Consider the following 24,168-nt stretch of genomic DNA (forward strand, 5'->3'; position numbering starts at 1 on the left):
TATCACTGCTGGGTTTCAACGCGAATAAGATCGGGCGGGAGGGCAACGTTCAGAATGACCGGCTGCCAGGCTTCACGTTCAGCAAGCTTACGGGAATATCCGCGGGCGATCAGGAATCCGCCCACGCCACCCAGTACAGCCCCGCTTAAAGCTGCCAGGTCGGAGCCAAACAGCACCTGGAACAGCGCCGCGAAAAGAAAGAGCCCCGCCAGCGGAGACATATAAACCAGCATCGCCGATCCCAACAGGCTCCTCTCGGCAATGCCCAGCTCAACTTTTTGACCAGGGGCCAATGGCTCATCGCTGGGTACCACAATAGTGTGCGTGGTCTGCGGTCCAAGTTTATTCAGCACGCGGCTCCCGCATCCGGCCCGGGAAGCACAGCTGCTACATGACGCTTTCACATCACAGCTGACCGTCGCCAGACCATTTTGCCAGGAAACGACTGTCGCCCACTCTTTGATCATTGTGCGGCCCTGAACTTAATATTGTCCGCGATACGCTTCGCCGTTTGTGGCGGCAGTTCGCCCACTATCGTAATTTCCGCGTTATCACGCACGCTGGTGCTGACCGTTCTACGCCCGGTTCGCAGCAGTTGATCGGTGCTGTTTTGCGTCGCGCGGTTTACGTTCACGGAGAAACTGAACAGGCCATCCGAATAAAGGCGTGATTCAATCGGCATGTTATCCATGGTCGGCAGCGGACGTCGACTGCTGGAGACTTCACTAAAGCCTTGCGGCACCCATGACGGACTCCAGTTGAAGTTGGTTTTTTCACCCGCAGGAACCGACAGCAACGGCGGTAGATTGGCTTTCGCCAGCGTCTGCATGCTGTCGCTAACGCCGTTGTTTACGGTAAAGGCGATGACGCGGAACTGTTCCAGCGTTTCGCCATCACGATCGAGAAGATCGACACGCATCGGTAGCTTGGTTTCGGTGTCCATCCAGACGATATAGCTGTAACGCGTGCCGTCACGAGCGACAACGCGGATCACTTCACAGAGCCGATCGGCAATGCGAGTGCGGCCTACTGAAATAAAATCATAGTAGGGTGCAAGGCGTTTGAAGTCGGTATAAATCAGGGATGGCAATGAATCAACGATATAGTCGCCGTTCAGCGTGAACGGTTCGAGCCCAGGCTCGAAATAACTTATTTCATTGCCGCGTTGCACCACTTCCCGGCGCGGTCCATCCAATTGCAACAACTGCGCTAACGGACGGTTATCCTGGCGGGCATGGCGATAACGTAGGGATTCAACACCCTGTTTATTGATGCTGACAAATGACAGCTCATAGGTTAGCGACTGGCTGGCCAGATTCATCTGCTGCAACAACGCCCCGGACGCAGGATTGGCCGAGGCGTTTACAGAGAAGAACAGGCTACCAGCCACAAGTGACATGGCAAACCAAAGTTGCTTCATTACTGCGATTGCGTTCCTAAAGTTTGAATTCCTGGCACCTGCACAGCGGCTTGCTGTGTTTGCGCCTGCTCAAACTGAAGCTGTTCAGAGTGCAGTCGACGTTGCAGTTCGTAATCCTGCAACATGGCATTAATACGACGACGCTGCTCCTGTACCTGCTGTTGCTGACCGCCGCTGGCTGTCGCGTCAGAAGGTACACCCAGGCTTACCGGACTGGCTTTACCCATCATCGGTAATGTATTAAATACCGGCGTTTCGGGCTGCTGGGACGTTTCAGATTGACCGTTATAGTGCTGGACGCCAACAATAACTGCAAGTGATACACACGCGGCCACCCCCATTTGGGTAAGCTGCGCGGCCCACGGACGCATTTTCTTCCAGAATGGCATTTTCTGCCACTGGTGCGGTGCTGGTTGGGCCTCAGGAATCAATGGCGCCGTCTGACGTACTGGCTCATCCTGGATGGCAGCCATTACGCGGGCGGAAATATCGAAATGGAGAACGTCGGCGGTATCACCTCGCATGGAATCGCGAATCAGGTGATAACTCTCCCAGGTTTTTTGCATTTCCGGGTCGTGAGTCAGCTCTTTAAGCAACTCAGTATCCAGCGTTTCACCATCCATTAAAGCGGAAAGTTTTTCTTTCTGCATGCCTAATACCTTTTCCAGTATCCCGCTATCGTCAACGCCTGATAAGCGGTTGAACTTTATTATCAATAGCTTCCCTCGCTCGGAAGATACGTGAACGCACCGTACCTACCGGACAATCCATGATAGCGGCTATCTCTTCATAGCTCAGGCCATCCAGCTCCCGCAAGGTTATTGCCATGCGTAAATCTTCCGGGAGGGACTCAATAGTTCGGAAAACTATCTGTCTCAGTTCTTCTGACAACATTAAGTTCTCAGGGTTCGAAATTTCTTTCAGTGCACCGCCACTTTCGTAGTTTTCTGCTTCAATCGCATCTATATCACTGGAAGGTGGACGACGCCCCTGAGCGACCAGGTAATTCTTCGCTGTATTGACTGCGATACGATACAGCCAGGTATAAAAAGCACTATCCCCCCGGAACGAGTCCAGCGCACGATAGGCCTTGATAAATGCTTCTTGTACTACATCGGGTACATCGCCCGACGGTACATAGCGAGAAACCAGACTCGCCACCTTATGCTGATAGCGGACTACCAGTAGGTTAAAGGCTTTCTGATCTCCCTTCTGGACCCGTTCTACCAGGACCTGGTCCGTTAACTGCTCGCTCATCCGAGGTAAAGTCTCCCCAAACCAAATTTCCACGCGCTGTCGAAACGCCACTCCATAAGCTTCACTATGAGCAAGCAAATGCTTAGAGTGCTCAAGTTTCGTAAAGTTCCGTTACGCATTTGTTTTTTGTTTGTCATGTTGTAGACAGGTCTTATCTCTCATTATAAGTCTACATAACCCGATCAACGCACTATCTGTAAGAAATGCCCATTTCACCGCTTGCAGAGTAACCCAACGGCCACTTTATTTCATCACATAATCTGATGCTAACGGCCTGCTTCACAAAATAATTTTGCTCATTTCGGCCTCGTCATACTTTTTCTTTCATGTTTAGCCATTGCAACACATTTAAAAATAAAACGTGCAGCAACGCGTATTCTGGTGCTATTGTGAGCAAACACTGTTTAGTAAATTAAACAAACATTATGAATACAACTCCTGAATTATCCTGTGACGTGCTGATCATTGGCAGCGGAGCTGCCGGACTCTCGCTGGCGCTGCGGCTGGCTGAGAAACATCAGGTTATTGTACTGAGCAAAGGTCCTGTTAGCGAAGGCTCGACGTTTTATGCTCAGGGTGGTATTGCCGCGGTTTTCGATGAAACCGACAGTATCGACTCCCACGTTGAAGACACGCTGGTTGCCGGGGCCGGACTTTGCGATCGTCATGCGGTAGAGTTTGTCGCCAGCAATGCCCGCACCTGTGTGCAGTGGCTTATCGATCAGGGTGTGTTATTTGATACGCAGGTTCAGCCCAACGGTGAAGAGAGTTATCACCTGACCCGTGAAGGCGGTCATAGTCATCGACGCATCCTGCATGCTGCGGATGCTACCGGTAAAGAAGTCGAAACCACCCTTGTCAGCCAGGCGCAAAATCATCCTAACATACAGGTTCTGGAGCGCAGTAATGCCGTCGATCTGATTGTCTCTGATAAAATCGGCCTGCCGGGAACGCGTCGGGTTGTTGGGGCCTGGATCTGGAATCGTAATAAAGAAGCTGTCGAAACCTGCCATGCGAAGTCAGTGGTGTTAGCTACCGGCGGCGCGTCAAAAGTGTATCAGTACACTACCAATCCGGATATCTCCTCGGGGGACGGGATTGCGATGGCCTGGCGCGCGGGATGTCGTGTCGCCAATCTTGAATTTAACCAGTTTCATCCAACGGCGCTGTATCATCCGCAGGCGCGCAATTTCCTGCTGACCGAGGCGCTGCGTGGCGAAGGCGCGCACCTGAAGCGCCCGGACGGCTCGCGCTTTATGCCCGATTTTGACGAGCGTGGCGAACTGGCTCCCCGCGATATCGTCGCCCGTGCCATTGACCACGAGATGAAGCGTCTGGGCGCTGACTGCATGTTCCTCGACATCAGCCATAAACCGGAAGCATTTGTTCGTCAGCATTTCCCGATGATTTATGAAAAACTGCTGGGACTGGGCATCGATTTGACCAAAGAGCCGGTCCCTATCGTCCCTGCCGCGCACTATACCTGCGGCGGTGTGATGGTTGATGACTTTGGCCGCACGGATGTCGACGGTCTGTATGCCATCGGCGAAGTGAGCTATACCGGCCTGCATGGCGCCAACCGTATGGCGTCGAACTCATTGCTTGAGTGCCTGGTTTACGGCTGGTCAGCCGCTGAAGATATCGACAGGCGAATGCCTTACGCACGCGGTGTCAACACACTTCCCGCCTGGGATGAAAGTCGTGTGGAAAATCCGGATGAGTTGGTGGTGATTCAGCATAACTGGCATGAGCTGCGCTTATTTATGTGGGACTACGTCGGGATTGTGCGTACGACTAAGCGCCTGGAGCGCGCGCTGCGCCGTATCACCATGCTGCAACAGGAAATCGACGAGTATTACGCCCATTTCCGCGTGTCGAACAATTTGCTGGAACTGCGCAACCTGGTGCAGGTTGCCGAGCTGATTGTACGCTGCGCAATGATGCGCAAAGAGAGTCGGGGCCTGCACTACACGCTGGATTATCCTGAACAACTTCCCGAGTCAGGCCCGTCCATCCTCTCGCCGCTAAGTCATCACATAAACAGATAAAACGCCTGGGTCAGCGCCGTGTAACCTTCAGAGTAACGTTGGTCTGGCCCACGGATAACCAACCTGTCGCTAAAGCACTCCCCGGCCTGCGGGGAGAATGCCAACAATACACGATGTGGTAGCCGGGCCTCAGTTTCTGCCACATCCGTACGTAAACGCAAATGCCAGCCCATACTTAATGCCTGCTGGGTAAAGGCGTTACCAATTTGTTCCGGCAGCACGACACAAAAAAAACCATCTTCAGTAATACTCCCCGCCGCCAGCGCCAGCAATGCTTCATGATCGAGCGCGGTCGTGTAACGTGCCTGTTCGCGCTGCGGCGTGGCGCATTCCACTCCCTGTTCATAATAAGGTGGATTGCTGATAATCAAATCAAAACGCACGGTCTGGCGTGGTATCCATTGCTGCGCATCTGCTGTATGAACGCTGACGCGATGCATCCACGGAGATTGCGCGATGTTCTCCTGCGCCTGCTGCGCGGCGTCAACATCAAGCTCCACGGCGTCAATGATGACATTTTCATCAGTACGCTGGGCCAGCATCAACGCCAACAGGCCGCTCCCGGTACCAATATCCAGGATCCGTTTTACGCCCGCAACGGGGGCCCAGGCCCCTAATAAAATACCGTCCGTTCCGACTTTCATCGCACAACGATCATGCGCCACAAAAAACTGCTTAAATGTAAATCCATTACGTCTAAGTACGGATGTAGACTGGGGCATGGAGAACAACCTTCCTGGGGAAAAAAGACGATAACATAGGATAAAAACAATACCTGAGAAGCTATATCCATACAAACAGATGAAGATTGCAGCCGTAACGTCTATAATCAGCGCCCCACACAGAGGTAGAACATGACTGTAACGACTTTTTCCGAACTTGAACTCGATGAAAGCCTTCTGGATGCCCTCCAGGAAAAAGGTTTCACTCGCCCGACCGCCATTCAGGCTGCCGCCATTCCGCCTGCGCTCGATGGCCGTGATGTACTCGGTTCTGCGCCGACAGGCACCGGTAAAACGGCGGCATATTTGCTGCCAGCGTTGCAGCACCTGCTCGACTTCCCGCGCAAAAAATCTGGCCCACCGCGCATTTTAATTCTGACGCCAACGCGCGAACTGGCGATGCAGGTTGCCGACCACGCCCGTGAACTGGCGAAGAATACGCATCTGGATATCGCCACAATTACCGGCGGCGTGGCTTACATGAACCATATGGAAGTCTTTAGCGAAAACCAGGATATCGTGGTCGCCACCACCGGTCGCCTGCTGCAATACATCAAAGAAGAGAATTTCGACTGCCACGCGGTTGAAACGCTGATCCTCGATGAGGCAGACCGTATGCTGGACATGGGCTTTGCCCAGGACATCGAACATATCGCCGGTGAAACCCGCTGGCGTAAGCAGACGATGTTATTCTCTGCCACGCTGGAAGGCGACGCGATTAAAGATTTTGCCGAGCGCCTGCTGGAGGATCCGGTTGAGGTTTCGGCGGATCCCTCGACCCGCGAACGCAAGAAGATCCATCAATTTTACTACCGTGCCGATGACATTGAGCACAAAACGGCTCTGCTGATCCATCTGTTAAAACAGCCGGAAGCGACCCGTTCGATTGTTTTTGTACGTAAGCGTGAGCGTGTACACGAGCTGGCAGGCTGGCTGCGCCAGGCTGGCATTAATAACTGCTATCTCGAAGGCGAGATGGTACAGATCAAGCGTAACGAAGCGATCAAACGCCTGACCGATGGTCGTGTGAACGTACTGGTTGCGACCGATGTTGCCGCCCGCGGGATCGACATTCCTGATGTTAGCCACGTGTTTAACTACGACATGCCGCGCAGTGGTGATGCCTATCTACACCGCATTGGCCGTACCGGCCGCGCTGGCCGTAAAGGTACCGCGATTTCTCTGGTTGAAGCGCACGACCACCTGCTGCTTGGTAAAGCGAGCCGCTATATCGACGAACCGCTGAAGGCGCGCGTTATTGACGAACTGCGTCCGACAACTCGCGCGCCAAGTGAGAAATCTAACGGCAAGCCGTCCAAGAAAGTGCTGGCGAAGCGCGCCGAGCAAAAAGCCAAAGAAAAAGAGAAACCGCGCGTGAAGAAACGTCACCGCGACGCCAAAAATATCGGCAAACGTCGTAAGCCGAGCGGAACGGCTCCCCAGCAGTCCGACAAAGAGTAAAACCGTATGCCGGGCCGTTTAGCCCGGCATTTTTTCATGCATCGCAAAGCTCTCTTCAATACACTCAATAAACACCCGCATCGCCGGGCTAACGACTTTTCCAGCATGATAACCGCACAATGCCGTAATTAACTCCGGCTGTTCGCTGAACGGTAACTCAACCAATTCCCCTGAACGTAGCTCCTTCTCAACGGCAAAACGCGGCAAAAAACTGACGCCAAGATTTGCCGATACGCAGTGCTTGATGCTCTCAATACTCCACAACTCAATCGTATTTTCCAGCGTAATATGACGCTTACGCAGTAGCCCTTCGAAGCGTTGTCTGAAAATACATTGCGGTTCATTAATGATAAAGCTGCAGGGAATGTGCTGGTGATGCCGGGTGAAATCAACGTGCTGCAGCAGAGGCGACGCAACCAGCGCCAGTGACTGATCGCCCAGCGGTATCATCTCAAGTGCATCATCATTACCAACACGATAAAACACGCCCAGATCAACCTCATCACCGAGCAACGCATCGCGAATGACATAGCAGTTAAGCGACTGTAAGGACAACCGCACATGAGGCGCGCGTTGTTTAAATCGCTGTAGAACCTGCGGCATTTTATACGCCAGCAGCGTTTCGCCGGTCGCAACGCGTAGATCGCCGCTCGGCTGCGCATCCTGCTGCGCTGACTGACGAATCGATGCCATCACGCGGGTCAGGTCGTGTATATGCGGCATCAACCGTTTGCCCTCACTGGTGAGACACATTCTGCGGCCAATTTTTTCGAACAGCTGCACCGAAAGCTCTTGCTCAAGCTGCTGAATATGAAACGTCACGGTCGATTGCGTACAACAAAGCTTTTGTGACGCCCGCAGGAACGACCCCTCTTCCACCACCGTTTTTAACGTAATAAACCGACGTAAATCCATCCGCACCAACCTATCGAAAATATCGAACTCAGAATGCGAAAACATTCATTTTTTTAAATGTTTTGACTCGAGTACTGTCTACCAAAACAGAGGAGATAACAAGTGACCCCCATACTTTTAAGTGCATTCTGGACCTATACATTGATTACCGCGCTAACCCCCGGCCCAAATAACATCCTTGCGCTCAGTGCTGCGACGTCACACGGTTTTCGCCAGAGCACGCGCGTACTTGCCGGGATGAGTCTGGGCTTTTTAATCGTCATGCTGATATGCGCCGGGATTTCGTTTTCGCTTGCCGCGATGGATCCTGCCATCATCCACTGGCTCAGTTGGGCAGGCGCGGCATATATCTTGTGGCTGGCATTGAAAATCGCCACCAGCCCGGCGGCAAACGATAATTTGCAGTCCGAACCGATCGGCTTCTGGGCGAGTTTTGGCTTGCAGTTTGTTAACGTCAAAATCATTTTGTACGGCATTACCGCGTTATCCACGTTCGTACTGCCCTATACGCAGGATGCACACTGGCTGATTGGGGTGAGTATTCTGCTGGCGCTGATCGGCACCTTTGGTAATGCATGTTGGGCACTAGCAGGCCATCTTTTTCAGCGCCTCTTTCGCCGTTACGGCCGACAGTTGAATATCATTCTGGCGCTGCTGTTAGTGTATTGCGCAGTACGAATTTTTTACTAACGGATATAAAAAAGCGGAAGACGCGCTGGCATCTTCCGCTTTTGATCCTCTGCTAAACGGGGTTATTCCCCGCGAGCCTTACAGGCTCTCAGTAAAGGTACGAGCAATAACGTCGCGCTGCTGTTCTGGGGTCAGAGAGTTGAAACGTACCGCATAACCAGAAACACGGATGGTCAGCTGCGGATATTTTTCCGGATGCTTAACCGCATCTTCCAGCGTTTCGCGACGCAGAACGTTCACGTTCAGGTGCTGACCACCTTCCACGCGAACTTCCGGCTGTACGTCTACCGGCACTTCACGGTATTCGATTTCACCCAGTTTGCTGACGGCAACGACGTCATCCGCATTGAAACCTGCTTTCGCAACGATGCAGCGTGCTTCGCCTTTTTCGCTGTCCAGCAGCCAGAAAGAGTTCAGCAGGTCGTCGTTTGCAGCTTTAGTAATCTGGATACCTGTAATCATTTGATGCCTCCCCGGCAAAATTATTTGATCTCGGTTGGCCGTCATCCGGCCAATTGGTAAAACCATTGTTGCTTGAGTGTATATATACCCCTCACACACCCTTGGATCTTTGATTTAAATCAATAAAAACCACACATGAAAAGTGGTGATAGGTGGATTTTATTGTTTTACATCAACTTACGCCACGTACACAGCTAAACTTTTTACATAAATTTTCAACTATCTTTAAGGCCCATGCCGTTGAGAAACGTACAGAATTTTGCGACGTGGTAAGAAGCAGTTAAGCTAGAGGGATTGAAAATTCGCAGGAGAGCGAGATGGCCACCGAATTAACCTGGCACGATGTGCTGGCAGATGAGAAACAGCAGCCTTATTTTGTTAACACGCTACATACTGTCGCTGGCGAGCGTCAGTCGGGTATGACAATTTACCCGCCGCAAAAAGATGTGTTTAACGCTTTTCGCTTTACCGAACTTGGCGACGTGAAAGTCGTCATCCTGGGGCAGGATCCTTACCACGGTCCAGGCCAGGCACACGGTCTCGCGTTCTCTGTTCGTCCGGGTATTGCCACTCCCCCATCGCTGCTGAACATGTACAAAGAGCTGGAAGCGACGATTCCAGGCTTCACGCGCCCAACGCACGGTTATCTGGAAAGCTGGGCACGTCAGGGGGTACTGTTACTGAATACCGTACTCACCGTCCGCGCCGGTCAGGCACATTCGCACGCCAGCCTGGGCTGGGAAACCTTTACCGATAAAGTCATCAGCCTGATTAATCAGCATCGCGAAGGCGTCGTTTTCCTGCTCTGGGGTTCACACGCACAAAAGAAAGGTGCGATTATTGATACCCAACGTCACCATGTGTTGAAAGCGCCGCACCCGTCACCGCTCTCCGCGCATCGCGGTTTCTTTGGCTGCAATCACTTTGTACTGGCTAATGAATGGCTGGAACAACGAGGTGAAAAACCGATTGACTGGACGCCGGTGTTACCTGCAGAAAGTGAGTAAAAAAATGCCAGCGATTCGCTGGCATTTTTATTATCAGGCTTTGTTCTGACGCCACCACTCCGCGAGCAGTACGCCGGTTGCCACAGATACGTTGAGCGTTTCAACGTTACCCGTACCGTCAATCGCCACGCACAGGTCGTCGGCTGAGCATGCCGCTTCCGGCAGCGCTTCACGCTCACGCCCTAATACCAGCACCATTTTTTCCGGCAGCGTGGTAGTAAACAACGGTTTGCCTTTCACGCTTGAGGTCATCACTACCGTGTAACCTGCCTTACGGAAGTCGTCCAGCACATCGACAATGCTGTCACCGGTGATCGGCTGAACATGCTCTGCGCCACCTTCAGCGGTACGGATTGCCGCACCTGATTCCAGCAGCGCCGCGTCCTGTACCACCACGCCTTTCACACCAAAGTGGGCGCAGCTACGCATCATTCCGCCCAGGTTGTGCGGGTTAGCGATGTCTTCCAGAGCCAGTACGCAATCCTGCGCCCCAGCCTGACCCACCCACTGCTTAACGGTGGTACCGTTACGTTTTTTGATCAGGAAGCAAACACCACCATGGTGCTCAGTACCGGAGGCTTTCGCCAGCTCAGCTTCGTCAACCACATGGTAGGCTTTACGGTTTGCCGCCATCCAGCGTAATGCTTCTTTAAAGCGCGGGGTGACGCTCTGCACGAACCAGGCGCGAACAATAGCGTCCGGACGACTCTGGAACAGAGCCTGACAGGCATTTTCACCGTAAACGCGGGTTTCTTCCGCGCGCTGACGACGTAAGACTTCAGGATCGATAAAACTCTTGCCGCTAATGCCACCATGATCGGCTTTATCCTCAGCATCATCATTCGGTGCGCGGGACACGGTACGCCATGGTGAATCTTCACGTCTGCGATCGCGTTCTGCATCGCGGTCACGACCACGTTCACGGCCGCGTTCGCTGTTCGGACCCTTTCTGTCATCACGGGCAGGGCGACGACCGCCTTCGGCTCGGGAAGTACCGGGGCGTCCGCCGCCTTTACCAGTACGTGGATTTTGGGTGCGTTTATCCGAGTCATCGTCACTGCGGACGTACATCACTTTGACCTTGCCGTTTTTGTTCTTCAGTTCGTCGCTCATGTTTTTCTCCACCTGCTCTGCGCGAAGCGCGCAGATTACCCGATGTGCACGTCGTTAGCCATTATTTCATTTAAAAGCTAAGGACTATTGTACTCATTGAATAAAACGCATTGTTGTTTAGAACAGACTCCCCGATAATATGTAACATAATAGAAACATACTGGCGTCACTGCCATGAAGTCCACACTACTCATCCAGAGGTTAGTTATGAATACCGTTTGTACCAGCTGCCAGGCTATCAACCGCATTCCCGACGATCGTGTCCAGGAAGCGGCTAAATGCGGACGCTGTGGTCACGACCTGTTCGATGGGGAGGTGATCAATGCGACCGGTGAAACACTGGATAAACTGTTAAAAGACGATCTCCCGGTGGTGGTTGATTTTTGGGCCCCCTGGTGCGGACCATGCCGTAACTTTGCCCCAATTTTTGAAGATGTCGCGGAAGAGCGTAGCGGTAAAGTACGTTTTGTTAAAGTGAATACAGAAGCCGAGCGTGAACTCAGCGCCCGCTTCGGCATCCGCAGTATTCCGACCATCATGATCTTCAGAAAAGGTGAAATCGTCGATATGCTTAATGGCGCCGTACCTAAGGCTCCGTTTGATAGCTGGCTTAACGAATCATTATAATCTCTGCGGGGCGCATCTTGTGCCCCGTTTTCACCTCTGCGACAATAGCGTTTTTCAACGTGTTCCCCCATGACCGATAACGCAGTTCTTCAGTTACGCGCTGAGCGCCTCGCGCGCGCCACGCGTCCTTTCCTCGCCCGAGGTAACCGTATTCGTCGCTGCCAGCGCTGCCTGCTGCCGCTAAAGCTCTGCTTATGCGCAACGTTAGTACCGTCTGAGGCCAAAAGCCGTTTTTGTCTGGTCATGTTTGATACAGAGCCGATGAAGCCCAGTAACACGGGACGTTTAATCGCCGATATTTTGCCCGATACCGCGGCTTTTCAGTGGTCACGCACCGAACCGCCGCAGGCGCTGCTTGAGCTGGTGAAAAATCCCGATTACCAGCCGATGGTGGTATTCCCGGCTTCCTATGCGGGCGAAGAGCGCGAAGTGATTTTCACGCCGCCGACCGGCAAACCGCCGTTGTTTATTATGCTCGATGGCACCTGGCCGGAAGCGCGTAAAATGTTCCGCAAAAGCCCGTACCTCGACAACCTGCCGGTGATCTCCGTTGATTTATCGCGCCTTTCTGCTTATCACCTGCGTGGTATTCACGCCGAAGGGCAATACTGTACTGCCGAAGTCGCCATCGCTTTGCTGGATCTGGCTGGCGATACGCAAGCTGCGGAAGGGTTAAGCGATCACTTCACTCGCTTTAAAACCCGTTACCTGGCAGGAAAAACTCAACATCAGGGAAGCGTCACAGCAGACTCGACAGAAAGCGTTTAAAATCATTCGGTCACTGGTGTCATTAAGGAAGCCGATATGAGTCAACGTGGTCTGGAAGCACTACTGCGACCGAAATCCATTGCGGTGATTGGGGCGTCGATGAAGCCTAACCGCGCGGGTTACCTGATGATGCGTAATCTGCTTGCCGGCGGTTTCAATGGGCCAGTTCTACCGGTGACGCCCGCCTGGAAAGCGGTATTGGGCGTACTGGCCTGGCCCAATATCAGCAGCTTGCCTTTTAGCCCCGACCTCGCCGTGTTGTGCACCAATGCCAGCCGTAACCTGGCATTGCTCGAAGCGCTTGGCGAGAAAGGCTGTAAAACCTGCATTATTCTTTCGGCTCCCGCGGCCCAGCATGCAGAACTGCTGGCCTGCGCCTCACGCTATAAAATACGCCTGCTGGGTCCCAACAGTCTGGGACTTCTCGCCCCCTGGCAGGGACTTAACGCCAGCTTTTCCCCCGTCCCGATTAAGCGCGGCAAGCTGGCTTTTATCTCTCAATCCGCCGCCGTATCCAATACCATACTCGACTGGGCGCAGCAGAGAGAAATGGGCTTTTCTTACTTTATCGCGTTGGGTGACAGCCTGGATATCGACGTTGATGAGCTGCTGGATTACCTGGCGCGCGACAGTAAAACCAGCGCAATATTGCTCTATCTCGAACATTTGAGCGATGCCCGGCGCTTTGTCTCTGCCGCCCGTAGCGCCGCGCGCAACAAACCCATTCTGGTGATTAAGAGTGGCCGCAGCCCAGCAGCGCAGCGTTTACTGCACACCAGTGCAGGGATGGACCCAGCCTGGGATGCGGCTATTCAGCGCGCCGGTTTATTACGCGTGCAAGATACTCACGAGCTGTTCTCGGCGGTCGAAACCCTGAGTCACATGCGCCCGCTGCGTGGTGACAGACTAATGATCATCAGTAACGGCGCCGCGCCTGCCGCACTGGCATTGGATGAGCTATGGTCGAAGAATGGCAAACTCGCCACGCTGAGTGAAGATACCTGCCAGAAATTACGCGATGCGCTACCAGCCCATGTTGATATCGGCAACCCGCTGGATCTTCGTGACGACGCCAGTAGCGAACACTATGTAAAAACGCTGGATATTTTGCTCGCCAGCCAGGACTTCGACGCCCTGATGGTGATTCATTCGCCCAGCGCCGCTGCCCCCGGGACCGAAAGCGCGCAAGCGTTGATCGAAGCAGTAAAGCAGCATCCTCGAGGGAAATTTATCTCCTTACTAACCAACTGGTGCGGGGAGTTTTCTTCCCAGGAAGCCCGTAGGCTATTTAGCGAAGCAGGGGTGCCCACCTACCGTACACCGGAAGGAACCATCACCGCATTTATGCATATGGTTGAGTATCGGCGTAACCAGAAGCAACTGCGAGAAACGCCTGCGCTACCGGACTACCTGACCACGAACACCGCCGAGGCGCATAATCTGTTACAGCAGGCGATTGCCGAAGGGGCCACATCGCTGGATACCCATGAAGTGCAGCCGATTTTACAAGCTTATGGCTTACACACGCTCCCGACCTGGATCGCCAGCGACAGCGCGGAAGCTGTGCATATCGCAGAGCAGATCGGCTATCCGGTGGCGCTTAAGCTGCGTTCCCCTGATATCCCGCATAAATCGGAAGTTCAGGGGGTAATGCTCTACCTGCGTACGGCAACAGAGGTACAGCAGGCCGCGAATGCGATTTTTGATCGGGTGAAAATGGCCTGGCCGCAGGCGCGCATCCACGGTTTATTAGTGCAAAGCATGGCGAATCGCGCTGGCGCTCAGGAGCTTCGCGTCGTCGTTGAACACGATCCGGTATTTGGCCCGCTGATTATGCTGGGTGAAGGCGGGGTTGAGTGGCGACCAGAAGAGCAAGCCGTGGTGGCATTGCCGCCATTGAACATGAATCTGGCGCGTTATCTGGTGATCCAGGGGATCAAAAATAAGAAGATCCGCGCTCGTAGCGCACTACGCCCACTGGATATCGCCGGGCTGAGCCAGCTTCTGGTGCAGGTATCCAACCTGATCGTCGATTGTCCGGAAATTCAGCGTCTGGATATCCATCCGCTGCTGGCCTCCGCCGGTGAATTTACCGCGCTGGACGTCACGCTGGACATTGCCCCTTTCACGGGCGATAACGAAAGCAGATTGGCTGTACGCCCCTACCCTCATCAGCTTGAAGAGTGGGTTGAGTTGAAGAACGGCGAGCGCTGCCTGTTCCGCCCCATTTTGCCAGAGGATGAACCTCATCTGCAGCAGTTCATTTCTCAGGTAACCAAAGAAGATCTTTATTATCGCTATTTTAGTGAGATCAACGAATTTACCCATGAAGATTTAGCCAATATGACACAGATCGACTACGATCGTGAAATGGCCTTTGTCGCTGTGCGTTGTAGAGATAATCATGAAGAGATCCTCGGCGTGACGCGAGCTATCTCGGATCCTGATAACGTAGATGCCGAGTTTGCCGTCCTGGTTCGTTCTGATCTCAAAGGACTTGGACTGGGTCGCCGATTGATGGAAAAATTAATTGCCTATACCCGAGATCACGGACTTAGACGTTTGAATGGTATTACGATGCCAAACAATCGCGGTATGGTCGCCCTGGCCCGGAAACTCGGGTTCGTTGTTGACGTCCAACTCGAAGAGGGGATTGTTGGGCTAACGCTTAATCTGGCCCAATTTGAGGAATCGTGAGTAAGGTACTGGAAATGTTGACCACATTAATGGGTACTGGTGGTATCATTGCCCGCTTATGTCGTCTGCATAGCACAGAGGACCCTTCAATGAACAGAGAAGAAATGCACTGTGATGTTGTCAAAATTTAAGCGTAATAAACATCAACAACACCTTGCCCAACTACCCAAGATTTCTCAGTCAGTTGATGATGTAGATTTCTTTTATGCTCCCGCTAATTTCAGGGAGACTCTGCTGGAAAAAATCGCCAGCGCGACGCGACGGATCTGCATTATTGCGCTGTACCTGGAACAGGATGACGGTGGCAAAGGCATACTCGACGCGCTCTATGCGGCAAAACGGCAGCGTCCTGAACTGGATGTCCGGGTGCTTGTCGACTGGCACCGAGCCCAGCGCGGGCGCATTGGTGCTGCGGCATCTAATACCAATGCTGACTGGTATTGCCGCATGGCGCAAGAAAACCCCGGTATCGATATTCCTGTCTATGGTGTGCCGATTAACACGCGCGAAGCCCTTGGCGTTCTACATTTCAAAGGCTTTATCATCGATGACAGCGTCCTGTATAGCGGCGCCAGCCTGAACGATGTTTATCTGCATCAGCATGATAAATATCGCTACGACCGTTATCAGTTGATTCGCAACCCTCAAATGGCCGATATCATGTTCAATTGGGTGGCGCAAAACCTGATGAATGGTCGCGGCGTTAATCGTCTTGATGATATCAATCGCCCTAAAAGCCCGGAAATTAAAAACGACATCCGCTTGTACCGTCAGGAACTGCGCGATGCGTCATTCCATTTTCAGGGAGATGCGGATAATGAACAGCTTTCTGTTACGCCTCTGGTTGGACTCGGAAAATCCAGTCTGTTAAATAAGACTATTTTCCACCTCATGCCCTGCGCAGAGCACAAACTCACAATTTGTACCCCTTATTTCAATCTGCCCGCCATACTGGTGCGCAATATCATTCAGCTGCTGCGTGAAGGGAAAAAGGTCGAAATCATTGTCGGTGATAAAACCGCCAACGACTTTTATATCCCGGAAGATGAGCCTTTTAAAATCATCGGCGCGCTGCCCTATCTGTATGAAATTAACCTGCGCCGTTTCCTGAGCAGACTGCAATATTATGTGAATACCGACCAGTTAGTCGTGCGCTTATGGAAAGATGATGACAACACTTATCATCTGAAAGGTATGTGGGTTGATGATAAATGGATGCTGCTCACCGGCAACAACCTTAATCCTCGAGCCTGGCGTCTGGATCTGGAAAATGCCATCCTTATCCACGATCCTAAGCAAGAGCTGGCGCCCCAGCGCGATAAAGAGCTGGAGCTTATCCGCACGCATACCACCGTGGTTAAGCACTACCGCGACCTGCAAAGCATTGCTGACTATCCAGTCAAAGTGCGTAAGCTGATCCGTCGACTACGCCGTATTCGTATCGACAGATTAATTAGCCGTATTCTGTAACCAAAACCCCGTCACTGACGGGGTTTTTCATATGGAGGCAACGGTGCGCCTGTTTATTCTTACCAGTATCCTGGCTATTTCTGGCTGCAGCCACATGGCAAACGACCGCTGGAGCGGACAAGACAAAGCTCAACATTTTATTGCCTCCGCCATGCTTGCCGCAGCCGGTAACGAATATGCCCAGCATCAGGGTAACAACCGAGATCGCAGTGCGGCTATTGGTTTGATGTTCTCAGTCAGCCTGGGCGCGTCAAAAGAACTGTGGGACAGCCGCCCCGCTGGGAGCGGCTGGAGCTGGAAGGACTTTGCCTGGGATGTTGCGGGCGCCTCAACCGGCTATGCAGTCTGGCAACTGGCGCATCATTAGAGGCGCAGCCCTTTCCCCTTACCATGCAGCATCAGCGATACTAAAAATGCGACGACTGCCAGCGCGGTAACGTACCAGAAGAATGTGGTTTCCATACCGATGGATTTCAGGGATAAGGCAACATATTCGGCTGAACCACCAAACAGAGCATTCGCCACCGCATAAGATAACCCAACCCCCAGGGCGCGTACCTGCGCCGGAAACATCTCAGCTTTCAGAATGCCGCTGATGGACGTATAGAAACTCACGATCAACAAGGCGCACATTACCAGAGCAAACGCCATATACGGAGACGTCACGTTTTGCAATGCAGTCAAAATGGGAACGGTGAAAATCGCAGCTAATGCGCCAAAGCATAGCATGGAAGTACGTCGGCCAATTTTATCTGACAAAGCGCCAAACAATGGTTGCACCAGCATGAACACGCACAGTGCCGCCGTCATAATCCCACTGGCTACGTTGGCATGCATACCTGCGGTATTAACCAGGTACTTCTGCATATAGGTTGTGAAGGTGTAAAAACACAGCGAGCCAGCAGCAGTAAAGCCAAGCACCATGATGAAGGCTTTGCGATTACGCCACAGACCTTTCAGAGAGCCCGCTTCTTTCAGCGCGCGAACGTCCTGTTTCGAGGTTTCATCCAACTGGCGACGCAGCCATAGCGCGACAATAGCTAACACGGCTCCCAGCGCAAATGGAATACGCCACCCCCACTCTCTGAGCGCTGAATCTTCTAAGGTTTGCTGTAAAATGACCACAACCAGTAATGCCAATAGCTGCCCGCCAATTAACGTTACGTACTGGAATGAAGCATAAAAACCTTTCTTACCTTCAATGGCCACTTCACTCATGTAGGTAGCGCTGGTCCCGTATTCGCCCCCGACAGACAGTCCCTGAAATAGTCTGGCCAGTAGCAATAGCGCAGGAGCCCAGGTACCGATGGTTTCATACCCCGGAAGACAAGCGATCACCAGCGATCCCATACACATCATACAAACTGACAGCAGCATGGATTTTTTGCGCCCGTGCTTATCAGCGATGCGACCAAACAACCAGCCGCCAATTGGTCGCATCAGAAAGCCTGCGGCAAAAACGCCGGCAGTCTGTAAGAGTTGCGTAGTGGTGTTTCCTGATGGAAAAAAGATATGAGCAAAATAGAGAGAGCAGAAAGAATAGATATAGAAATCAAACCATTCGACCAGATTCCCTGATGATGCTCCGACAATCGCCCAAATACGACGGCGGGTATCGCCGTCTGTCAGCGTCCCGTTCTCAGTTACACTGCTATCAGCCATTAGAATTATACCCCTGCCAAGGATCGCGTGAATTTATCAATGCTAGTTGTGTCTTTTTTGGTAAACCAAATGTTATATAATTGTTATAATTAATTATGCGATATAAGTCACGGTTTTAATTAGCACAGAAAGGATTCAGATATGTTCGAGGGGATAGAGTTGGAGGTCGCATAAGGCGACAGGTTTCATTTCGTACAGACGCAAAAAAGCCCATCCGGCAGGACGGGCTTTTGCACTTGTTTGATGCCTGGCAGTTTATGGCGGGCGTCCTGCCCGCCACCCTCCGGGCCGTTGCTGCGCAACGTTCAAATCCGCTCCCGGCGGATTTGTCCTCCTCAGGAGAGCCCTCACCGACAGACAACAGATAAAACAAAAGGCCCGGTCTTTCGACCGGGCCTTCCGCTTTTATTTGATGCCTGGCAGTTCCCTACTCTCGCATGGGGAGACCCCACACTACCATCGGCGCTACGGCGTTTCACTTCTGAGTTCGGCATGGGGTCAGGTGGGACCACCGCGCTACAGCCGCCAGGCAAATTCTGTTTATTAACCCGCTTTTTGGCCGGTTAATCTTATCTGTATCAGGCTGAAAATCTGTCTTCTCAAATCCGCCAAAACATCTTCGGCGTTGTAAGGTTAAGCCTCACGGTTCATTAGTATCGGTTAGCTCAATGTATCGCTACACTTACACACCCGACCTATCAACGTCGTCGTCTTCAACGTTCCTTCAGGAGACTCAAAGTCTCAGGGAGAACTCATCTCGGGGCAAGTTTCGTGCTTAGATGCTTTCAGCACTTATCTCTTCCGCATTTAGCTACCGGGCAGTGCCATTGGCATGACAACCCGAACACCAGTGATGCGTCCACTCCGGTCCTCTCGTACTAGGAGCAGCCCCCCTCAATTCTCCAGCGCCCACGGCAGATAGGGACCGAACTGTCTCACGACGTTCTAAACCCAGCTCGCGTACCACTTTAAATGGCGAACAGCCATACCCTTGGGACCTACTTCAGCCCCAGGATGTGATGAGCCGACATCGAGGTGCCAAACACCGCCGTCGATATGAACTCTTGGGCGGTATCAGCCTGTTATCCCCGGAGTACCTTTTATCCGTTGAGCGATGGCCCTTCCATTCAGAACCACCGGATCACTAAGACCTGCTTTCGCACCTGCTCGAGCCGTCACTCTCGCAGTCAAGCTAGCTTATGCCTTTGCACTAACCTCCTGATGTCCGACCAGGATTAGCTAACCTTCGTGCTCCTCCGTTACTCTTTGGGAGGAGACCGCCCCAGTCAAACTACCCACCAGACACTGTCCGCAACCCGGATTACGGGCCCACGTTAGAACACCAGCCATTAAAGGGTGGTATTTCAAGGACGGCTCCATGCAGACTGGCGTCCACACTTCAAAGCCTCCCACCTATCCTACACATCAAGGACCAGTGTTCAGTGTCAAGCTATAGTAAAGGTTCACGGGGTCTTTCCGTCTTGCCGCGGGTACACTGCATCTTCACAGCGAGTTCAATTTCACTGAGTCTCGGGTGGAGACAGCCTGGCCATCATTACGCCATTCGTGCAGGTCGGAACTTACCCGACAAGGAATTTCGCTACCTTAGGACCGTTATAGTTACGGCCGCCGTTTACCGGGGCTTCGATCAAGAGCTTCTCCTTACGGATAACCCCATCAATTAACCTTCCGGCACCGGGCAGGCGTCACACCGTATACGTCCACTTTCGTGTTTGCACAGTGCTGTGTTTTTAATAAACAGTTGCAGCCAGCTGGTATCTTCGACTGATTTCAGCTCCATGAGTAAATCACTTCACCTACATATCAGCGTGCCTTCTCCCGAAGTTACGGCACCATTTTGCCTAGTTCCTTCACCCGAGTTCTCTCAAGCGCCTTGGTATTCTCTACCTGACCACCTGTGTCGGTTTGGGGTACGATTTCGTGTTACCTGATGCTTAGAGGCTTTTCCTGGAAGCAGGGCATTTGTCACTTCAGCACCGTAGTGCCTCGTCATCACGCCTCAGTGTTAAAGTGAACCGGATTTACCTGGAACACACACCTACACGCTTAAACCGGGACAACCGTCGCCCGGCCGACATAGCCTTCTCCGTCCCCCCTTCGCAGTAACACCAAGTACAGGAATATTAACCTGTTTCCCATCGACTACGCCTTTCGGCCTCGCCTTAGGGGTCGACTCACCCTGCCCCGATTAACGTTGGACAGGAACCCTTGGTCTTCCGGCGTGCGGGTTTTTCACCCGCATTATCGTTACTTATGTCAGCATTCGCACTTCTGATACCTCCAGCAACCCTCACAGGCCACCTTCAACGGCTTACAGAACGCTCCCCTACCCAACAACACATAGTGTCGCTGCCGCAGCTTCGGTGCATGGTTTAGCCCCGTTACATCTTCCGCGCAGGCCGACTCGACCAGTGAGCTATTACGCTTTCTTTAAATGATGGCTGCTTCTAAGCCAACATCCTGGCTGTCTGTGCCTTCCCACATCGTTTCCCACTTAACCATGACTTTGGGACCTTAGCTGGCGGTCTGGGTTGTTTCCCTCTTCACGACGGACGTTAGCACCCGCCGTGTGTCTCCCGTGATAACATTCTTCGGTATTCGCAGTTTGCATCGGGTTGGTAAGTCGGGATGACCCCCTAGCCGAAACAGTGCTCTACCCCCGAAGATGAATTCACGAGGCGCTACCTAAATAGCTTTCGGGGAGAACCAGCTATCTCCCGGTTTGATTGGCCTTTCACCCCCAGCCACAAGTCATCCGCTAATTTTTCAACATTAGTCGGTTCGGTCCTCCAGTTAGTGTTACCCAACCTTCAACCTGCCCATGGCTAGATCACCGGGTTTCGGGTCTATACCCTGCAACTTAACGCCCAGTTAAGACTCGGTTTCCCTTCGGCTCCCCTATACGGTTAACCTTGCTACAGAATATAAGTCGCTGACCCATTATACAAAAGGTACGCAGTCACACCCGAAGGTGCTCCCACTGCTTGTACGTACACGGTTTCAGGTTCTTTTTCACTCCCCTCGCCGGGGTTCTTTTCGCCTTTCCCTCACGGTACTGGTTCACTATCGGTCAGTCAGGAGTATTTAGCCTTGGAGGATGGTCCCCCCATATTCAGACAGGATACCACGTGTCCCGCCCTACTCTTCGAGTTCACAACCTGTGCATTTTTGTGTACGGGACTATCACCCTGTACCGTCGGACTTTCCAGACCGTTCCACTAACACACATGCTGATTCAGACTCTGGGCTGCTCCCCGTTCGCTCGCCGCTACTGGGGGAATCTCGGTTGATTTCTTTTCCTCGGGGTACTTAGATGTTTCAGTTCCCCCGGTTCGCTTCATTACGCTATGTATTCACGTAATGATAGTGTGACGAATCACACTGGGTTTCCCCATTCGGAAATCGCCGGTTATAACGGTTCATATCACCTTACCGGCGCTTATCGCAGATTAGCACGTCCTTCATCGCCTCTGACTGCCAGGGCATCCACCGTGTACGCTTAGTCGCTTAACCTCACAACCCGAAGATGTTTCACTTCTGATTGCGAAAATTTGAGAGACTCGAACACACCATTTATCTGTTCTTATTACGGAGAACAGACACAGTGTGTCGTTTCAATTTTCAGCTTGATCCAGATTTTTAAAGAGCAAATATCTCAAACATCACCCGAAGATGAGTTTTGAGATATCAGGGCGCGCGTCTTTCACTCACGAACCAGCAAGTGGCGTCCCCTAGGGGATTCGAACCCCTGTTACCGCCGTGAAAGGGCGGTGTCCTGGGCCTCTAGACGAAGGGGACACTGAAGTCTCAATCGCAAGACGCCTTGCTATTCACTTTTCATCAGACAATCTGTGTGAGCACTGCAAAGGTCGGTTCTTTAAGGTAAGGAGGTGATCCAACCGCAGGTTCCCCTACGGTTACCTTGTTACGACTTCACCCCAGTCATGAATCACAAAGTGGTAAGCGCCCTCCCGAAGGTTAAGCTACCTACTTCTTTTGCAACCCACTCCCATGGTGTGACGGGCGGTGTGTACAAGGCCCGGGAACGTATTCACCGTGGCATTCTGATCCACGATTACTAGCGATTCCGACTTCATGGAGTCGAGTTGCAGACTCCAATCCGGACTACGACATACTTTATGAGGTCCGCTTGCTCTCGCGAGGTCGCTTCTCTTTGTATATGCCATTGTAGCACGTGTGTAGCCCTACTCGTAAGGGCCATGATGACTTGACGTCATCCCCACCTTCCTCCAGTTTATCACTGGCAGTCTCCTTTGAGTTCCCGACCGAATCGCTGGCAACAAAGGATAAGGGTTGCGCTCGTTGCGGGACTTAACCCAACATTTCACAACACGAGCTGACGACAGCCATGCAGCACCTGTCTCAGAGCTCCCGAAGGCACCAAAGCATCTCTGCTAAGTTCTCTGGATGTCAAGAGTAGGTAAGGTTCTTCGCGTTGCATCGAATTAAACCACATGCTCCACCGCTTGTGCGGGCCCCCGTCAATTCATTTGAGTTTTAACCTTGCGGCCGTACTCCCCAGGCGGTCGACTTAACGCGTTAGCTCCGGAAGCCACGCCTCAAGGGCACAACCTCCAAGTCGACATCGTTTACGGCGTGGACTACCAGGGTATCTAATCCTGTTTGCTCCCCACGCTTTCGCACCTGAGCGTCAGTCTTTGTCCAGGGGGCCGCCTTCGCCACCGGTATTCCTCCAGATCTCTACGCATTTCACCGCTACACCTGGAATTCTACCCCCCTCTACAAGACTCTAGCCTGCCAGTTTCGGATGCAGTTCCCAGGTTGAGCCCGGGGATTTCACATCCGACTTGACAGACCGCCTGCGTGCGCTTTACGCCCAGTAATTCCGATTAACGCTTGCACCCTCCGTATTACCGCGGCTGCTGGCACGGAGTTAGCCGGTGCTTCTTCTGCGAGTAACGTCAATCGCTGTGGTTATTAACCACAACGCCTTCCTCCTCGCTGAAAGTACTTTACAACCCGAAGGCCTTCTTCATACACGCGGCATGGCTGCATCAGGCTTGCGCCCATTGTGCAATATTCCCCACTGCTGCCTCCCGTAGGAGTCTGGACCGTGTCTCAGTTCCAGTGTGGCTGGTCATCCTCTCAGACCAGCTAGGGATCGTCGCCTAGGTGAGCCGTTACCCCACCTACAAGCTAATCCCATCTGGGCACATCCGATGGCAAGAGGCCCGAAGGTCCCCCTCTTTGGTCTTGCGACATTATGCGGTATTAGCTACCGTTTCCAGTAGTTATCCCCCTCCATCGGGCAGTTTCCCAGACATTACTCACCCGTCCGCCACTCGTCACCCGAGAGCAAGCTCTCTGTGCTACCGTTCGACTTGCATGTGTTAGGCCTGCCGCCAGCGTTCAATCTGAGCCATGATCAAACTCTTCAATTTAAGTTTGATGCTCGTGAATTAAACTTCGTAATGAATTACGTGTTCACTCAGAGACTTGGTATTCATTTTTCGTCTTGCGACGTTAAGAATCCGTATCCTCGAGTGCCCACACAGATTGTCTGATAAATTGTTAAAGAGCAGTGCCGCTTCGCTTTTTCTCAGCGGCGCGGGGTGTGCATATTACGCTATCCCGCTTCAGAGTCAAGCGTTTATTTACGCTTTTCTCCGCTGACCCGGCGGCGTGTAATCCGTTGTTCCGTGTCAGTGGAGGCGCATTATAGGGAGTTATTTCAGGCTGACAAGTTAAAAATACAAAAAACTTATCAAACGATTACTTTTTACTCAACCCTTCTATTTTTGCCTGGTTTTCAAACAAAAACGAGCCCCGCAGGGCTCGTTTATTAT

At 52.4% G+C, this 24,168-nt stretch carries 18 protein-coding genes, 1 tRNA gene, 3 rRNA genes and 1 pseudogene; 9 read left to right on the forward strand and 14 right to left on the reverse strand.

Annotation, left to right across the window (positions count from 1 at the left end; translation table 11 throughout):
* Positions 1-2 precede the first annotated feature (2 nt).
* From rseC to rseD, 5 genes and pseudogenes are all read right to left on the reverse strand, one after another.
* Entirely contained in the window at positions 3-467 is a 465-nt protein-coding gene (gene rseC, locus FOB24_RS18915; RefSeq protein WP_042306646.1) for a SoxR-reducing system protein RseC, read from the reverse strand.
* Positions 464-1,420, reverse strand: coding sequence for a sigma-E factor regulatory protein RseB (gene rseB, locus FOB24_RS18920; protein WP_038642710.1), 957 nt, complete (start codon positions 1,418-1,420; stop codon positions 464-466). The genes rseC and rseB overlap by 4 nt, the downstream gene beginning before the upstream one ends.
* Positions 1,420-2,070 carry an anti-sigma-E factor RseA gene (gene rseA / locus FOB24_RS18925; RefSeq protein ID WP_008785497.1) on the reverse strand — a complete coding sequence of 217 codons (651 nt, stop codon included), beginning with the start codon at positions 2,068-2,070 and terminating at the stop codon, positions 1,420-1,422. Before rseA ends, rseB begins: the two co-directional genes overlap by 1 nt.
* 31 nt (positions 2,071-2,101) lie before the next feature.
* The gene (gene rpoE, locus FOB24_RS18930) at positions 2,102-2,677 is read right to left on the reverse strand and encodes an RNA polymerase sigma factor RpoE (RefSeq protein WP_003037573.1); all 576 of its coding nucleotides are present in this window, start codon (positions 2,675-2,677) and stop codon (positions 2,102-2,104) included.
* A pseudogene (gene rseD / locus FOB24_RS18935) lies at positions 2,674-2,839 on the reverse strand (rpoE leader peptide RseD). The gene rpoE and the pseudogene rseD overlap by 4 nt, the downstream one beginning before the upstream one ends.
* Positions 2,840-3,102: 263 nt before the next feature.
* Here rseD and nadB point away from each other — a divergent pair.
* Positions 3,103-4,725 carry an L-aspartate oxidase gene (gene nadB, locus FOB24_RS18940; protein WP_038642714.1) on the forward strand — a complete coding sequence of 541 codons (1,623 nt, stop codon included), beginning with the start codon at positions 3,103-3,105 and terminating at the stop codon, positions 4,723-4,725.
* Here nadB and trmN read toward each other — a convergent pair.
* Positions 4,710-5,447, reverse strand: a complete 738-nt coding sequence (gene trmN, locus FOB24_RS18945) for a tRNA(1)(Val) (adenine(37)-N(6))-methyltransferase TrmN (RefSeq protein WP_085048976.1) — start codon at positions 5,445-5,447, stop codon at positions 4,710-4,712. The two genes, nadB and trmN, sit on opposite strands and share 16 nt — an antisense overlap.
* Positions 5,448-5,579: 132 nt before the next feature.
* Here trmN and srmB point away from each other — a divergent pair, with 132 nt between their 5' ends.
* On the forward strand, positions 5,580-6,908 hold the full coding sequence (srmB, locus tag FOB24_RS18950) for an ATP-dependent RNA helicase SrmB (protein WP_038642718.1): 1,329 nt from the start codon (positions 5,580-5,582) through the stop codon (positions 6,906-6,908).
* Between the two features lie 18 nt (positions 6,909-6,926).
* Here srmB and FOB24_RS18955 read toward each other — a convergent pair whose 3' ends face one another.
* Positions 6,927-7,823: a LysR family transcriptional regulator gene (locus FOB24_RS18955; protein WP_087856395.1), complete on the reverse strand. Its 897-nt coding sequence runs from the start codon at positions 7,821-7,823 to the stop codon at positions 6,927-6,929.
* Between the two features lie 102 nt (positions 7,824-7,925).
* Between FOB24_RS18955 and eamB the strand changes: the two genes are divergently transcribed.
* On the forward strand, positions 7,926-8,513 hold the full coding sequence (eamB, locus tag FOB24_RS18960; RefSeq protein ID WP_038642722.1) for a cysteine/O-acetylserine transporter: 588 nt from the start codon (positions 7,926-7,928) through the stop codon (positions 8,511-8,513).
* A gap of 78 nt (positions 8,514-8,591) precedes the next feature.
* Here the strand turns inward: eamB and grcA are convergent, their stop codons facing one another.
* Complete coding sequence (grcA, locus tag FOB24_RS18965; RefSeq protein ID WP_005121223.1) at positions 8,592-8,975, reverse strand: autonomous glycyl radical cofactor GrcA; 384 nt, start codon at positions 8,973-8,975, stop codon at positions 8,592-8,594.
* A 317-nt stretch (positions 8,976-9,292) separates the two neighbouring features.
* Between grcA and ung the strand changes: the two genes are divergently transcribed.
* Positions 9,293-9,982, forward strand: coding sequence for a uracil-DNA glycosylase (gene ung / locus FOB24_RS18970; RefSeq protein WP_042306632.1), 690 nt, complete (start codon positions 9,293-9,295; stop codon positions 9,980-9,982).
* A gap of 33 nt (positions 9,983-10,015) precedes the next feature.
* Here ung and FOB24_RS18975 read toward each other — a convergent pair whose 3' ends face one another.
* Positions 10,016-11,095 (reverse strand): tRNA/rRNA methyltransferase, encoded by a 1,080-nt coding sequence (locus tag FOB24_RS18975; RefSeq protein WP_038642726.1) that lies wholly within the window; start codon positions 11,093-11,095, stop codon positions 10,016-10,018.
* A 207-nt stretch (positions 11,096-11,302) separates the two neighbouring features.
* Here FOB24_RS18975 and trxC point away from each other — a divergent pair, with 207 nt between their 5' ends.
* From trxC to FOB24_RS19000, 5 genes are all read left to right on the forward strand, one after another.
* Positions 11,303-11,722, forward strand: a complete 420-nt coding sequence (gene trxC, locus FOB24_RS18980) for a thioredoxin TrxC (protein ID WP_003037559.1) — start codon at positions 11,303-11,305, stop codon at positions 11,720-11,722.
* A 69-nt stretch (positions 11,723-11,791) separates the two neighbouring features.
* A complete protein-coding gene (gene tapT / locus FOB24_RS18985; RefSeq protein ID WP_087856392.1) occupies positions 11,792-12,490 on the forward strand; it encodes a tRNA-uridine aminocarboxypropyltransferase in 699 nt (232 codons plus the stop codon).
* 36 nt (positions 12,491-12,526) lie between these two features.
* Positions 12,527-15,187 (forward strand): bifunctional acetate--CoA ligase family protein/GNAT family N-acetyltransferase, encoded by a 2,661-nt coding sequence (locus FOB24_RS18990; RefSeq protein ID WP_038642730.1) that lies wholly within the window; start codon positions 12,527-12,529, stop codon positions 15,185-15,187.
* Positions 15,188-15,301: 114 nt separating this feature from the next.
* Positions 15,302-16,657 carry a CDP-diacylglycerol--serine O-phosphatidyltransferase gene (gene pssA / locus FOB24_RS18995; protein WP_061382223.1) on the forward strand — a complete coding sequence of 452 codons (1,356 nt, stop codon included), beginning with the start codon at positions 15,302-15,304 and terminating at the stop codon, positions 16,655-16,657.
* 31 nt (positions 16,658-16,688) lie between these two features.
* Entirely contained in the window at positions 16,689-17,024 is a 336-nt protein-coding gene (locus FOB24_RS19000) for a YfiM family lipoprotein (RefSeq protein ID WP_201746028.1), read from the forward strand.
* On the opposite strand, the gene FOB24_RS19005 is transcribed toward FOB24_RS19000, so the two are convergent.
* The 5 genes from FOB24_RS19005 to FOB24_RS19030 all read right to left on the reverse strand — a co-directional run bounded on the left by FOB24_RS19005 (position 17,021) and on the right by FOB24_RS19030 (position 23,763).
* The gene (locus FOB24_RS19005; protein ID WP_061382224.1) at positions 17,021-18,319 is read right to left on the reverse strand and encodes an MFS transporter; all 1,299 of its coding nucleotides are present in this window, start codon (positions 18,317-18,319) and stop codon (positions 17,021-17,023) included. The genes FOB24_RS19000 and FOB24_RS19005 overlap by 4 nt on opposite strands.
* A 414-nt stretch (positions 18,320-18,733) precedes the next feature.
* Positions 18,734-18,849, reverse strand: a 5S ribosomal RNA gene (gene rrf, locus FOB24_RS19015).
* A 99-nt stretch (positions 18,850-18,948) separates the two neighbouring features.
* Positions 18,949-21,853: ribosomal RNA gene (locus FOB24_RS19020) — 23S ribosomal RNA — on the reverse strand.
* A 209-nt stretch (positions 21,854-22,062) separates the two neighbouring features.
* Positions 22,063-22,138, reverse strand: a tRNA-Glu gene (locus tag FOB24_RS19025).
* An 85-nt stretch (positions 22,139-22,223) separates the two neighbouring features.
* Positions 22,224-23,763: ribosomal RNA gene (locus tag FOB24_RS19030) — 16S ribosomal RNA — on the reverse strand.
* The 16S, 23S and 5S rRNA genes sit together here with 1 tRNA gene alongside, the layout of an rRNA operon.
* Positions 23,764-24,168 lie beyond the last annotated feature (405 nt).

Source organism: Citrobacter werkmanii, from assembly GCF_008693645.1.
In the GTDB taxonomy this organism is placed as follows: domain Bacteria; phylum Pseudomonadota; class Gammaproteobacteria; order Enterobacterales; family Enterobacteriaceae; genus Citrobacter; species Citrobacter werkmanii.

Excerpts from the sequence above, each read along its gene's own strand:
- rseA (WP_008785497.1), bottom strand. The coding sequence starts at position 2,070 with ATGCAGAAAGAAAAACTTTCCGCTTTAATGGATGGTGAAACGCTGGAT.
- srmB (WP_038642718.1), top strand. The coding sequence starts at position 5,580 with ATGACTGTAACGACTTTTTCCGAACTTGAACTCGATGAAAGCCTTCTG.
- FOB24_RS19000 (WP_201746028.1), top strand. The coding sequence starts at position 16,689 with ATGGAGGCAACGGTGCGCCTGTTTATTCTTACCAGTATCCTGGCTATT.
- FOB24_RS18990 (WP_038642730.1), top strand. The coding sequence starts at position 12,527 with ATGAGTCAACGTGGTCTGGAAGCACTACTGCGACCGAAATCCATTGCG.
- ung (WP_042306632.1), top strand. The coding sequence starts at position 9,293 with ATGGCCACCGAATTAACCTGGCACGATGTGCTGGCAGATGAGAAACAG.
- pssA (WP_061382223.1), top strand. The coding sequence starts at position 15,302 with ATGTTGTCAAAATTTAAGCGTAATAAACATCAACAACACCTTGCCCAA.
- grcA (WP_005121223.1), bottom strand. The coding sequence starts at position 8,975 with ATGATTACAGGTATCCAGATTACTAAAGCTGCAAACGACGACCTGCTG.
- nadB (WP_038642714.1), top strand. The coding sequence starts at position 3,103 with ATGAATACAACTCCTGAATTATCCTGTGACGTGCTGATCATTGGCAGC.
- trmN (WP_085048976.1), bottom strand. The coding sequence starts at position 5,447 with ATGCCCCAGTCTACATCCGTACTTAGACGTAATGGATTTACATTTAAG.
- rseC (WP_042306646.1), bottom strand. The coding sequence starts at position 467 with ATGATCAAAGAGTGGGCGACAGTCGTTTCCTGGCAAAATGGTCTGGCG.
- trxC (WP_003037559.1), top strand. The coding sequence starts at position 11,303 with ATGAATACCGTTTGTACCAGCTGCCAGGCTATCAACCGCATTCCCGAC.
- FOB24_RS18955 (WP_087856395.1), bottom strand. The coding sequence starts at position 7,823 with ATGGATTTACGTCGGTTTATTACGTTAAAAACGGTGGTGGAAGAGGGG.
- FOB24_RS19005 (WP_061382224.1), bottom strand. The coding sequence starts at position 18,319 with ATGGCTGATAGCAGTGTAACTGAGAACGGGACGCTGACAGACGGCGAT.
- FOB24_RS18975 (WP_038642726.1), bottom strand. The coding sequence starts at position 11,095 with ATGAGCGACGAACTGAAGAACAAAAACGGCAAGGTCAAAGTGATGTAC.
- rseB (WP_038642710.1), bottom strand. The coding sequence starts at position 1,420 with ATGAAGCAACTTTGGTTTGCCATGTCACTTGTGGCTGGTAGCCTGTTC.
- tapT (WP_087856392.1), top strand. The coding sequence starts at position 11,792 with ATGACCGATAACGCAGTTCTTCAGTTACGCGCTGAGCGCCTCGCGCGC.
- rpoE (WP_003037573.1), bottom strand. The coding sequence starts at position 2,677 with ATGAGCGAGCAGTTAACGGACCAGGTCCTGGTAGAACGGGTCCAGAAG.